We start from the raw sequence: 11,838 nt of genomic DNA, 5'->3' as shown, positions 1-11,838 counted from the left end.
TCCAATGTCGTTTAATAATCACGACAAGTTGAACACGCAATTTATAAGCTATCGCAAGGAGGAAGGCACGTATGAGAAACGAACCGATTCATGCAACGGTGCTCGGCATGAAGCTCATTTCCAACGTAAGCCTGGATATGGCAAGCAAGCTGGAGCTGAAGCCGCACCATAAGAGCTTAGGTATTATTACTGCTGACATTGACGATGTCACGTACGTGGCATTGGATGAAGCGACAAAAGCAGCAGCCGTAGATGTTGTCTATGCAAAAAGCATGTATGCCGGATCGGCCAATGCTTCAACGAAGCTGGCAGGCGAGGTCATTGGTATTCTGGCAGGACCCAATCCAGAAGAAGTGCGCAGCGGCATGAGCGCCGTTGCGGATTTCATCGAGAGCGGAGCGCATTTCGTGAGTGCAAATGAAGATAACAGCATTACGTATTTCGCTCACTGTGTATCCCGTACAGGAACGCACTTATCCGAGACAGCAGGCATCAAGGAAGGAGAAGCGATCGCTTACTTAATCGCTCCTCCACTTGAAGCAATGTATGCACTTGATGCAGCACTAAAGGCCGCAGATGTGACAATTGCCGCTTTCTTCGGACCACCTTCAGAAACGAACTTCGGTGGTGCATTGCTTACGGGAAGTCAATCGGCCTGCAAGGCAGCATGCGATGCGTTCGCAGACGCTGTTCAATTCGTCGCAGACAATCCGACGAGTTATTAAGGTAACGGGCGATGAGAAATAGTGCATTAGGATTGGTTGAAGTTAGGGGATATCTCGGAGCAGTCGCTGCGGCAGATGCCGCTTTGAAGGCAGCAAGCGTTACTTGCATCGGTGTAGAGATCATCAATGGTGGATTGGTAACGGTGAAGCTCGATGGTGATGTCGGAGCTGTACAAGCTGCCGTTGACGCGGGAGCAGAGCTGGCCAAGCAGCTGGATGTACTTGTCACTCGTCATGTGATTGCTCGCATGCATGAAGAGACAGCAGCGATGGTTGCGACTCCGGATACTCCTGATGATGAAGGCGACAATCACTGTCAGGTTCAGGAGAGCGACAGCACGAGTCAAAATGAGCAAGACGAGGCGGAACTCGTATCTGAGATTGCGGCTGAACATGAAGCTGTAACAGATACGAAAGAAGCAAAGGATGTTGCAAATAAGTTCGCTGCAACGAGAATCAACGAAGCTGACGAGAAGAATTCCAGAGGCGAAAAGCATGATGCTTCGGATGGAGTTTCGAAGTCGCTCAAGCTAGAGTCGACCGAAGGAAACAACAATGCAGCTGCTGCAACTGGCCAGGAACGCATATCTGGAATCACGGATTCCGTGATCGCAATACAAGCAGATGAAGCCCCTGCAGCTGAGGACGCTAATGATAAGGAAGAAACTGTTACTAAGTCTGAACAAGTAGCTGCTCCGAAGGTTTCGCAAGCGAAAGCAGAATCAACTGCTGCTAAGGCTAGCAACAGTACTGTTGAAGGTAAGACAAACGCTGGCATAACGAAAACCGCTCATGCTTCGAATTCTGCGGGTTTGAATACGTCAACTGTTGGCGACAAGCAGAAGCAAGCTGGAACCGGCAATGGCGGCGCTGCACGCGTAAAGCCAGTGCCTTCACCAGCCGCGAAACGGAGCAAAAGCACAAAAAAAGCAAGTTCGTAAAAAATGGAGTAGAGAGAAGGAATATTGATGGAAACATTGGATAAAGACCTGCGATCCATTCAAGAAGTCCGTGATCTGATCAAGAAAGCGAAAGAAGCACAAGCCAAGCTTGCCGTCATGACGCAGGAGCAGATTAACGCAATCGTCAAGGCAGTAGCGGATGCTGGCTACAAGCATCGCGAGAAGCTCGCGAAGATGGCAAATGAGGAAACTGGATTCGGCCGTTGGCAGGATAAAATCATCAAGAACTCATTTGCTTCGAAGCACGTGTATGCATCGATCAAGGACATGAAGACAGTTGGCGTGTTGAAGGATGACAAGGCACACAAGGTGATGGAGGTAGCGGTTCCAGTCGGCGTTATTGCGGGTCTGATTCCGTCTACGAATCCAACATCGACAGTTATCTACAAGGCGCTCATCGCGTTGAAAGCTGGGAACAGCATTGTGTTCTCTCCACATCCGAACGCGCTCAAGAGCATTTTGGAAACAGTGAAGGACATCAGCGAGGCAGCTGTGCAAGCAGGTTGTCCGGAAGGTGCCATCGGCGTCATGACGGTTCCGACGATCCAAGGAACGGATCAATTGATGAAGCACAAAGATGTTGCCTTGATTCTTGCAACTGGCGGAACAGCGATGGTCAAAGCCGCTTATTCCTCCGGTACGCCAGCAATCGGGGTTGGTCCGGGCAACGGCCCTGCCTTCATTGAGAAGAGTGCGAACATCCCGCTTGCAGTCAAGCGCATCATGGATTCCAAAACGTTCGACAACGGCACAATCTGTGCATCCGAACAATCGGTTGTTGTGGAAGCTTGCAGTAAGGATGCAGTAATTGCGGAATTTAAAAAGCAGGGGGCTTATTTCCTTAGCAAGGAAGAGGCAGCACAGCTTGGCAAGTTCATTATGCGCGCCAATGGCACAATGAACCCGCAAATCGTCGGACGCAGTGTGGAACATATCGCGAAGCTGGCGAACCTGAGCATTCCAGCAGATGCACGCGTGCTGATCGCAGAAGAGACACAAGTTGGACCGAAGGTTCCATACTCTCGCGAGAAGCTGGCTCCGATTCTTGCCTTCTACACAGAAGACAACTGGGAAGCGGCATGCGAGCGCTGCATCGAGATTCTGCATGGCGAGGGTGCAGGCCACACGATGGTCATTCACTCCGAAAATGAAGAAATCATTCGCGAGTTCGCATTGAAGAAGCCAGTATCCCGCTTGCTTGTGAACACACCGGGTACACTTGGCGGTATCGGCGCAACAACAGCAATTGCACCGGCGCTTACGCTGGGATGCGGTGCCGTTGGCGGCAGCTCGACATCCGACAACATCAGCCCGCTTAATCTACTTAACATCCGCAGAGTCGCTTATGGACTTCGCGAGATGGAAGATTTGATGGAGCAGGAGCAGCCTGTGGCTCAGCAAGATAAATTGGCAAGCCTTAATTTAGGAGACAAAGAAGAGCTGATCGGCATGATCGTCGCTCGTATTCTCGAAAAACTGTAAGTTGATAGATTCATGAGGATTCCTATTTATTTGTTTCACAACAATGGTAACTCAACACTTTATATACAATTAATTCTAATTTATTGACTACTAGGAGGAATTTTATTATGGCAAACGCAAACGCATTGGGAATGGTAGAAACGAAAGGTTTGGTAGGCGCAATCGAAGCAGCAGACGCAATGGTAAAAGCAGCTAACGTTACATTGATCGGCAAAGAGCAAATCGGTGCAGGTCTCGTAACTGTAATGGTTCGCGGCGACGTAGGTGCAGTTAAAGCAGCTACAGATGCAGGTGCAGCAGCAGCAGAACGTGTTGGCGAATTGTTGTCCGTACACGTAATTCCAAGACCACATTCCGAAGTGGACGCAATCTTGCCTAAGACAAAAACAGTAGAGTAATTCGGATTCCGACGAGTTTTATTGAAAGAGATGAAGCAGGATGCTGGCGTTAAGCTCGGCATCCTGCAACTCATCTATCGTGATGAATCGGCTTGTTCAAGCCGAGATGATTGGCGTTAACGAGATGGATTTGAACAACACGCATTCGCACGAGAAGGATGTGAGAACATGGCTCTGATTACGGAAAGCGAACTCCGCAAGCATTTTCGAAACCAGAATTTGAAGGATGTTGCCGTATATGAGACGGCGGCAGGTACAATTCTAACGCCGTCGGCCAAGAGCTTCTTGACCGATCACCAGATCGAACTCCGATATGTGACGGCTCCTGAACTTGGGGCGAATACGGCCACGGTGGAGGCACCGTCGGCGACTAAGGAAGTTAAACTGCAGATTACGAAAAACCTGGATGTCGAACCTGCGACAGAAGGCAAGAAGCGGTTTCGTACGCTGTATGGCGGTTTTTTGGAAACGAAGCCGGAGCATATGACCCATTTATATGGAAATATGCTTGTATTCAAGGATCATCCACGGATCCTCTTCCGCGGGAAGTTGGATTCACTAGAAACAAAATTATTAGAAGCGCAAATTAGCTGCTTCAAGTTGAACATGACCAAGCTGGTCGATGATTTGGAAGAAATCCTGCAATTCGTACGGCGAGTCGTGCGATGCGAGGTACTGAGTGAGAGTATTGAAGAGTTTCATTTGCTTGGGATGACAGCGAAGGAACTTCGAGAGCAATCTCATTTTCCTAAGAAGTACTTTGGATTGGAACATTTTCAACCCAGCTATGAAATGGGCGAAGCGGTTGTTGTCATAAATGCGTTGCGCACATTGACAAGGGAGACGGAACTGTTGGCTTATCAGGCCTTCAAGAAGGAGCATGGCGAAGCAGATCGCGAGGATATTATCCGTTCGCTGAACCGTTTGTCCTCCTTGTTCTGGATTATCATGTTCCGCATCCGTGTTGGACACTACGATAAATGAGGTGAAAATGGTGGATAACCAACTGGTAGAAAGCATTATTAACGAAGTGGTGAAGCGTATGCAGAATGAAGCCTGCTTCGAGGTGGAAGCATCCGGCAAGCATGTGCATTTGAACCGGGAAGCGATCGATGCGTTGTTCGGCGAAGGCTATCAATTGACGAAGGCGAAGGAGTTGTCCCAGCCTGGGCAATATGCCTGTAAAGAACGCGTTACACTGATCGGTCCGAAGGGCTCACTGCACAACGTAGTCGTGCTCGGCCCTGAGCGCAAGGAATCTCAAGTTGAGGTATCACTGACAGATTCTGTTGTGCTTGGTGTGTCTGTACCTGTAAAAGAAAGCGGCAAGCTGGAAGGAACTCCGGGCATCGTGATTGCTTCTGGCAGTAACATGATTCGATTGGAAAAAGGACTCATCGCTGCACAGCGCCATATTCATGTGAAAGCTGAGGATGCTGAGAAGTTCAACGTGAAAAATGGCGAGATCGTACAGGTGAAAGTGTTTGGCAAGCGCCCGCTTATTTTTGACGATGTGCTTGTACGCGTCAGCTCCAACTATGAGACTTACATGCATATCGACTATGATGAGGCAAATGCATGCGGCTTTGCAAAAGGGACGAAGGGCATAATTGTAAAGCAGAGCATCTAGGTTTAGGAGTGTGAAAAAATGAACATAGAAGCTCAAGACCGAGCTGCAATCATTGAAGCCGTAGCAGCAGAGGTAATCAAAAGACTAGGGCAACAGGACAAGAAAGAACCGACTACAGCGAGAAAGCAAGCGGTTCTTCTATCCATGGAAGCGGTACCGGAATTGGAGAGCGTACTGAACTCGCATGTTGATGTTCGTTATTATGATGAGACGCTCAGAGATTGTGATGTACTAATTATCCCTAAGCTATGCATTCAGCTGTTAGCCAACCTTGCTAACGGCATAAGTGCAGGCCCACGCGAACGATTTGTCTTGACGATGCTGCTTAAGGGGCGAGAGGTTATCGCACTCGAAGAAGGATTGCAGTATCGTAAATACAAGTCGACGGCACCTGTACTCTTGTACAAGATGTATGACGAGTTTGCGGCAAAGCTTAGTGCTTACGGGATTCGACTTGTAAAGGAGCAGGATCTTCCTGCAGCCTGCCTAGAGATTGGCAATGTCTCTGGAAAACTGCAAGCTGGACAACATGCAGTGGCGTCACAGGAAGATATTCGGGTTGAATCCATAGTAGGCGACATAGCGTCTCATGCACTAGTGCTGAATCGCAAGGTTATTACGGAAGCGGAATTGAAGAAGCATCGTCTGCATAACGGAAAAGAAATTGTCATTGATCGGCACAGCATCATTACACCGCTCGCGCAAGACTACTTGCGCATGCAGAAGATGCAGGTGCACAGAAGATAACGGCGGGGTGAAGCTATGATCGTGGGACAAGTTACGGGAAGCCTGTGGGCGACCCGCAAGGACAACAAGCTGAATGGTCTGACCTTCCTGGTGGTCAAGCCGTTATCGAATCATGATGAACCCGTTCAGCGTGATTACTTCGTCGCGGCAGATAATGCAGGAGCGGGCATCGGTGATACTGTGCTCGTGACAACGGGAAGCGCAGCCCGTGCCTCATTCACTAATTCAGACGTACCAGTCGACGCGGTTATTGTCGGCATTGTCGATTCCATCGAGGTATCTCATGACTAGTGCAATCGGTGTGATTGAGCTGCGCAGCATAAGCAAAGGCTATGAGACGGCTGACCGCATGCTGAAGACTTCTCCCGTCAGCGTGCATCATATGAAGCCGATCTGCCCGGGTAAGTTCCTTATTATGATGAGTGGGGACACGGCTGATGTTCAGGCTGCGATGGAAGCAGCCCGAGCGGAAGCAAGTGATTTCCGTATTAGCGATTTCGAGCTGCACGGTGTTCATTCCGAAATCGTAGAGGGGCTGAAACGCAGCAACGCTTCACTACCTGTGGATGCGCTTGGAATTGTGGAGACTTCTACAGTGTCTTCCGGTATTTATGCACTGAATGAAGCACTAAAGCAAAGTGACATTCACGTGAAGAAAATGAATCTCGGCATGGCTATCGGCGGCAAGTTCCTCGCCGTATTCACGGGCAGTGTGAGCGATGTCGAGCAGGGGATGAAGGTGTTCGTATCCTCCATGGATCAAAAGCGGATTATACATTATTCCGTGATACCTTCCCCATCAGAAGAACTCAAACAACACTTCCGATAGGTAGTTTAAAAAGTTCGCTTTTGATCACGAAGTAAAATTGAAGGTAACTCGGCATCGAATCTTGCGTTCACTCTCGAAGTCCTCTGCTCATGTAGTTTTGCCTACACTGCGCTGCTCCTTACAAGTTTTGCAACGCAAAACTCGCTACGAAAGCATAGGCCTCGAGTTCCTGCAACCTTCTCGGTGCTGAAAACCGATCTTTTTAAACGTGATTGAAATTAGGTAGAGTAAAAAGCTCGCTTTTGATCTTAGGTATGAATGGAGGAGCACGTTCGTGGAGATTAATGAAATCATCATATACGGCATGGTCATCTTCATGATTCTCGGTGCAATCGACAAGTGCATCGGGTATAAATTCGGATTGGGTCACCAGTTCGATGAGGGGATTATGGCAATGGGGTCGCTCACACTAGCCATGGTGGGGATTATCTCTCTGTCTCCAGTATTGGCTAAGGTGCTAAGTCCGGTGGTCGTACCGCTGTACAGTGCGCTCGGAGCAGACCCAGCAATGTTTGCCACGACGCTGTTAGCCAACGATATGGGCGGGTTCTCACTCGCTCAGGAATTGGCGCAGACGCCGGAAGCGGGATTGTTCGCGGGTACGATTCTAGGCGCCATGCTTGGCCCAACAATCGTATTCATTATTCCAGTCGCACTCGGCATTATTAAGAAGGAAGACCAGAAGTACTTGGCAACTGGCGTATTGGCTGGTATTGTTACCATTCCTCTTGGTTGCTTAATCGGGGGATTGGTGGCAGGTTACTCGATTTCAATGATTTTGACCAACCTGGTTCCAATCATCCTGTTCGCAGTACTGATTGTGTTAGGGTTATGGAAATTCCCGAATGGAATGATTAAGGGCTTCACGATCTTCGGTCAGTTCATCGTCATTGTGGCGACGCTTGGACTTGCGGCTGGTATCACGCAGCAATTGACGGATATTACAATCATTCCGGGACTTGCACCGATTGAAGAAGGAATTAAGATCGTTGGCGACATCTCCATTGTATTGGCTGGTGCTTTTGCGATGGTATTCGTCATTACGAAGGTATTCAACAAGCCGCTTATGAAGCTGGGCAAAATGCTCGGTATGAACGAGATTGCTGCAGCGGGCTTGGTAGCAACGCTTGCTAACGTTATCCCAATGTTCGGTATGATGAAGGATATGGATGTGCGCGGTAAGGTCATCAACGTTGCATTTGCTGTTTCTGCCGCATTCGTATTCGGCGATCACCTCGGCTTTACGGCTGGGGTTGCAAAGGAAATGATATTCCCAATGATCGTCGGCAAGCTTGTCGGTGGTATTACAGCGATTATCGTCGCTATGTTCTTGGCCAAAAAGTTGGCACCCGAACCGGAGCAGAAGGAAGAGCTTCCGGAATCGATCTAATGAATGGTATGGGCACTCTATCTCTCTATTTTATGTATATGGGCATGATATAAATTGTTTTGAACTCTTCTTTAGGCGTAATGCCTAAGAAGGGTTCTTTTTTTGATATTGGTTAGGAGTATTACGAAATGGAAGCCTTAAATGTGGACAGTGTAGTGTCGGAACGTGAAGCATACTAAAGCGGGTGCATGAATGAACGCTCATGCACCCGCTTTAAGGATATTTAGTTGTTTCTCATGACATCAATCAATCTTTTTGTCCAGCTAAAGTCTGTTTTCGTAATTGTATTATCTCCGTATACTTTGCCATCTCTATCGATGGCATAGATAAACATTCCGCCCTTAGGGCCATCTTTCGGCTGCCAAGTGGCATATTTGTAAGCTCTACTTGTTTCAAATGGTTCCTGTGCATCACCCCAGTTTGCACCTAATTCTTCTTGAAAAGATATTCCCGGAAGAAATTGATCAGGGGAGATCGTATTTTTATAAGTTGCCCATGTAGTATCGAGTCTGCTAGGGGTTCTGCCATAAGCTTGAAGGAACAAATAGTCACAAAATGGAGCTACTTTTTTGAATAGGCTGTGATTGTCTTTGTTTGTATCATAGATAAGCAGTTTGCCGCTATTCGATACTGGCCCTAAACGTTTAGACAGAGCTTCAAAAGTACCAAATGCTTTTGCTTCTTTTTCTTGGGTTAACGTTTCTTCGATATCAATATCTAAGCCATCTAAATTGTAGGGAGTTACGTATTTATCAATTAAGGATTGCGCGTAATCATCATATTCTTTGGAGGTGGGCGTTTTACCCATACTAGGGACGTTATAAAGCTCCCTGATATCTATCGTGCGTATCACTTTGGTTTGACGTTCGTGCAAGGTAGGCACATATGTATCACGAAGCGTGTCCCAAAATAATTGTTCATCTGTACCCGGGTTAACATAGTGAAAGACGGAAACGATATCGACTTCTTCAGGAATATCTGTCATCGCTGTCACATTAGGGTCTGGAAGAGTTGAATTTGCATCGTGTGGCATGGTTACGTCACGCCATGTTCTGTAGTATGCCATCATTACAGGAGATTTTTGACCTTTAGTCAATTCATTTGTTAAAGAAGTTGAAGGATTAGCTGAAACAATTGAGCCACTCACTAAAGATAAAATTAAAACGGCTGACAAGAGCAACAACATGGATGTCTTTTTCATAAAAGATAACTCCCTTTCTTAGATGATAATTTACCACAATAAAGTAAGCGGTTACATTTAAGGGGAAATCACGTCTTCAGCGCTGTCCTTCATTCCATAAATTCAAAACCTCCCCAAAGAAGTATTCACGCATTATGTTTTGACTCTCGATTTGCGTAAATTCCTGAATTTGCAAAAGTTGAGTCATTACTATTATCGTACAGAATTACAAAAAAGTGAATAGGACTAATAGTGTAATAAAAATAATATTATCAAACGGATGTTGAAGTGATTATCCAGACTTTTGAAGGTGCTTTTCTGTTTTTGATATTCATGACAAATTTATCGTCTCCATTATTGGGGCGCTAAGAGCGGACATGTGTAACAAACAAGGATAAACATGAAGACAATGCATTACCTCCTAATAAAATGTATGGTATTTGCAATAAACAATTTTTGTATTTATAATTTTTATATAAAACGACTAGGATAGGTTTGGAGGATGATTTTATGGCGCTTCATAAGTGGGCATATATTTATTTATCTCCAGGATTTAGTCCAGAAGAAAATACTATCACCACTGGAAACCAGCATTGTATTTTTATTGCTGTTGGAATCGATTTTAATGACAAAGAGCGGGTAATACCAATTGCGAAGCAACTTGTCAAAGAGGGAGTACAAATGATCGAGCTATGTGGAGGATTTGGACCTATATGGATTGCAAAAGTAAGTGAAGCCATAGATAATGCAGTTCCAGTAGGAAGTGTGGCATATGGACCTGAAGCACGCCAACCTATGCTTGATTTACTCGCACCAGATGGTTTGAAAATAGATTAATATAGTAAATTGTGATGTAGAATCACTAAATAATTAATTTCTCAAAAATATGTTCAATCTGAAGAATCCATTTGGAATATTGGATTCTTCTTTTTATAATGTTTTTGAATGATAATGAATTAAACTGATGCTCAAGTAAGCTTTAACGAAGAAGGGTGATAAATTTTATGTTTTACACAATAAATGATTTGAAAAAAATGTATGGAATATCAGCATCCACATTACGTTTTTATGAAAAGGAGGGTATTCTGCCCAAAATAAATCGAGATAGAAGCGGACGAAGAGTATATGAGGAAAAAGAATTAGAATGGTTGCAGTTAGTAATTGCATTAAAAGATACTGGAATGGCTTTGGAGACAATAAAAGAATACATTGCTATGGTTTATGAAGGTGACAAAACCTTAGAAGAAAGAAGAAGAATCCTGTTAGAACATAAACAAAGTGTTGAAAAAAAATTAACTTTAACGTTGGAGCACCTTGAAAAAATAAACAAAAAAATAACAGTTTATGATGTGTTGGTTCTTAAGAAGAATCCAAAGGATCTTTTTATTTAATGTTTCTCTTGACTTAAAGTTTACTTCAACTTGTATAGTTAGAGTAACTTATGAATGAAGAAGTCTTTTACCAGTCAGCTAACTGGGATCAGTCAGTTTAATGAGAAAAAGATCCACTGCTTAAACGACTCAATATTAAGGGGTTTTATACATGAATAAAATTATCGCTATTACTGGTGCTTCATCAGGTATTGGTCTAGCTACTGCCAATTTATTTGCTGATAATGGGTGGACGGTTTATGCAGGTACACGTAACGTTCAACGTGATCAGGGGAAACATGGAAACCGAGCAAATCTTCACTTTCTTGAAATGGAAGTTACGAAACCTGAATCATTGGAAAGAGCTTTTGTAACGATCGAGAACAATCACGGTCATTTGGATGTACTTTTTGCTAATGCAGGATTCGGTTATTTACGGCCCCTAGGGCAAGCAACATTTGAGGAAATCAAAAGCATTTTTGATACAAATGTCTATGGGGTAATGCATACCATTCGGGCTGGTCTCTCCCTCTTATGCAAAGCTGAGTCCGGGCATGTTATAGCAACAACAAGTGTTGGAGGATTAGTCGGTCAACCCTTAAACGAAATATATTGTGCGAGCAAATTTGCAGTCGAAGGTTTGTTAGAGAGTTTAGCCACTTACTACAAGCCTACATTTAACATCGATGTTACTCTGCTCGAACCGGGCGCGATAGCGACCAATTTCAATAACACGGTACTCTCGCATATAGAACAAACTGGAGGTATTAAAGAAGATGAATACAAACCAGTTTTTGAAAGGTATATAAGCACGTTCTCCAAACGGAATTCCGTTCCACAGCGTCCGGAGTCTGTGGCTGAAGTTATGCTGAATTTGGTAAACATGGAGACGAAGCCAATGCGCATTCGTACATCCGAGCAAGCAGACGCTTTTGTGCGATTTAAAGTGCAGCAAGATCCTACTGGTCTTGACAGCTTGCTAAATATTCGAAAAGTACAATTGAATTTGTAAAGCCATAAGAGAAGAGGAGCGGTAGTTAATAGTACTTCACTATTTTCTGTGTAATCCAGTGTAACTCAAATATAAAGATAGAGTATTAGCGTGAAATGAGAAAAAACATAGTC

15 protein-coding genes are annotated in these 11,838 nt (G+C 45.2%); 14 read left to right on the top strand and 1 reads right to left on the bottom strand.

Features of this window, described 5'->3' with window-relative positions:
• The first annotated feature begins 71 nt into the window (after positions 1–71).
• From eutL to eutH, 11 genes are all read left to right on the top strand, one after another.
• Complete coding sequence (gene eutL / locus ABN764_RS15730) at positions 72–725, top strand: ethanolamine utilization microcompartment protein EutL (RefSeq protein WP_021252532.1); 654 nt, start codon at positions 72–74, stop codon at positions 723–725.
• Between the two features lie 11 nt (positions 726–736).
• Positions 737–1,666 carry a BMC domain-containing protein gene (locus ABN764_RS15725; protein WP_446672450.1) on the top strand — a complete coding sequence of 310 codons (930 nt, stop codon included), beginning with the start codon at positions 737–739 and terminating at the stop codon, positions 1,664–1,666.
• Between the two features lie 27 nt (positions 1,667–1,693).
• A complete protein-coding gene (locus ABN764_RS15720) occupies positions 1,694–3,169 on the top strand; it encodes an acetaldehyde dehydrogenase (acetylating) (protein WP_072731102.1) in 1,476 nt (491 codons plus the stop codon).
• A gap of 107 nt (positions 3,170–3,276) precedes the next feature.
• The gene (locus ABN764_RS15715) at positions 3,277–3,567 is read left to right on the top strand and encodes a BMC domain-containing protein (protein ID WP_005549798.1); all 291 of its coding nucleotides are present in this window, start codon (positions 3,277–3,279) and stop codon (positions 3,565–3,567) included.
• A 40-nt stretch (positions 3,568–3,607) separates the two neighbouring features.
• The gene (locus ABN764_RS15710; RefSeq protein WP_155987197.1) at positions 3,608–3,745 is read left to right on the top strand and encodes a hypothetical protein; all 138 of its coding nucleotides are present in this window, start codon (positions 3,608–3,610) and stop codon (positions 3,743–3,745) included.
• Complete coding sequence (locus tag ABN764_RS15705) at positions 3,736–4,551, top strand: cobalamin adenosyltransferase family protein (protein WP_142544427.1); 816 nt, start codon at positions 3,736–3,738, stop codon at positions 4,549–4,551. Before ABN764_RS15710 ends, ABN764_RS15705 begins: the two co-directional genes overlap by 10 nt.
• 10 nt (positions 4,552–4,561) lie before the next feature.
• Entirely contained in the window at positions 4,562–5,197 is a 636-nt protein-coding gene (gene eutD / locus ABN764_RS15700; RefSeq protein WP_446672553.1) for an ethanolamine utilization phosphate acetyltransferase EutD, read from the top strand.
• An 18-nt stretch (positions 5,198–5,215) separates the two neighbouring features.
• Positions 5,216–5,944: an ethanolamine utilization protein gene (locus ABN764_RS15695; RefSeq protein WP_446672449.1), complete on the top strand. Its 729-nt coding sequence runs from the start codon at positions 5,216–5,218 to the stop codon at positions 5,942–5,944.
• Positions 5,945–5,959: 15 nt separating this feature from the next.
• A complete protein-coding gene (locus ABN764_RS15690; protein WP_021257962.1) occupies positions 5,960–6,235 on the top strand; it encodes a EutN/CcmL family microcompartment protein in 276 nt (91 codons plus the stop codon).
• A complete protein-coding gene (locus ABN764_RS15685) occupies positions 6,228–6,773 on the top strand; it encodes a BMC domain-containing protein (protein WP_021252524.1) in 546 nt (181 codons plus the stop codon). The genes ABN764_RS15690 and ABN764_RS15685 overlap by 8 nt, the downstream gene beginning before the upstream one ends.
• A 274-nt stretch (positions 6,774–7,047) precedes the next feature.
• Complete coding sequence (gene eutH / locus ABN764_RS15680) at positions 7,048–8,163, top strand: ethanolamine utilization protein EutH (RefSeq protein ID WP_021252523.1); 1,116 nt, start codon at positions 7,048–7,050, stop codon at positions 8,161–8,163.
• Between the two features lie 223 nt (positions 8,164–8,386).
• Here the strand turns inward: eutH and ABN764_RS15675 are convergent, their stop codons facing one another.
• Entirely contained in the window at positions 8,387–9,364 is a 978-nt protein-coding gene (locus ABN764_RS15675; protein ID WP_446672448.1) for an EndoS/ChiA family endoglycosidase, read from the bottom strand.
• A 489-nt stretch (positions 9,365–9,853) separates the two neighbouring features.
• Here ABN764_RS15675 and ABN764_RS15670 point away from each other — a divergent pair, with 489 nt between their 5' ends.
• From ABN764_RS15670 to ABN764_RS15660, 3 genes are all read left to right on the top strand, one after another.
• Positions 9,854–10,180, top strand: coding sequence for a DUF6506 family protein (locus ABN764_RS15670; protein WP_446672447.1), 327 nt, complete (start codon positions 9,854–9,856; stop codon positions 10,178–10,180).
• A gap of 167 nt (positions 10,181–10,347) precedes the next feature.
• Positions 10,348–10,734: a MerR family transcriptional regulator gene (locus ABN764_RS15665; RefSeq protein WP_446672446.1), complete on the top strand. Its 387-nt coding sequence runs from the start codon at positions 10,348–10,350 to the stop codon at positions 10,732–10,734.
• Positions 10,735–10,885: 151 nt separating this feature from the next.
• Positions 10,886–11,725, top strand: a complete 840-nt coding sequence (locus ABN764_RS15660; RefSeq protein WP_446672445.1) for an SDR family oxidoreductase — start codon at positions 10,886–10,888, stop codon at positions 11,723–11,725.
• Positions 11,726–11,838 lie beyond the last annotated feature (113 nt).

This window comes from Paenibacillus wuxiensis (assembly GCF_040195695.1).
GTDB lineage: Bacteria > Bacillota > Bacilli > Paenibacillales > Paenibacillaceae > Paenibacillus_B > Paenibacillus_B suaedae.
The sequence above is the reverse complement of the archived record's forward strand: the minus strand, read 5'-3'. Positions and strand labels throughout refer to the sequence as shown.

Bases quoted from the DNA above. Each gene is read 5' to 3' on its own strand.
- eutL (WP_021252532.1), top strand. From the start codon at position 72: ATGAGAAACGAACCGATTCATGCAACGGTGCTCGGCATGAAGCTCATT.
- ABN764_RS15725 (WP_446672450.1), top strand. From the start codon at position 737: ATGAGAAATAGTGCATTAGGATTGGTTGAAGTTAGGGGATATCTCGGA.
- ABN764_RS15720 (WP_072731102.1), top strand. From the start codon at position 1,694: ATGGAAACATTGGATAAAGACCTGCGATCCATTCAAGAAGTCCGTGAT.
- ABN764_RS15715 (WP_005549798.1), top strand. From the start codon at position 3,277: ATGGCAAACGCAAACGCATTGGGAATGGTAGAAACGAAAGGTTTGGTA.
- ABN764_RS15710 (WP_155987197.1), top strand. From the start codon at position 3,608: ATGCTGGCGTTAAGCTCGGCATCCTGCAACTCATCTATCGTGATGAAT.
- ABN764_RS15705 (WP_142544427.1), top strand. From the start codon at position 3,736: ATGGCTCTGATTACGGAAAGCGAACTCCGCAAGCATTTTCGAAACCAG.
- ABN764_RS15695 (WP_446672449.1), top strand. From the start codon at position 5,216: ATGAACATAGAAGCTCAAGACCGAGCTGCAATCATTGAAGCCGTAGCA.
- ABN764_RS15690 (WP_021257962.1), top strand. From the start codon at position 5,960: ATGATCGTGGGACAAGTTACGGGAAGCCTGTGGGCGACCCGCAAGGAC.
- ABN764_RS15685 (WP_021252524.1), top strand. From the start codon at position 6,228: ATGACTAGTGCAATCGGTGTGATTGAGCTGCGCAGCATAAGCAAAGGC.
- ABN764_RS15675 (WP_446672448.1), bottom strand. From the start codon at position 9,364: ATGAAAAAGACATCCATGTTGTTGCTCTTGTCAGCCGTTTTAATTTTA.
- ABN764_RS15670 (WP_446672447.1), top strand. From the start codon at position 9,854: ATGGCGCTTCATAAGTGGGCATATATTTATTTATCTCCAGGATTTAGT.
- ABN764_RS15665 (WP_446672446.1), top strand. From the start codon at position 10,348: ATGTTTTACACAATAAATGATTTGAAAAAAATGTATGGAATATCAGCA.
- ABN764_RS15660 (WP_446672445.1), top strand. From the start codon at position 10,886: ATGAATAAAATTATCGCTATTACTGGTGCTTCATCAGGTATTGGTCTA.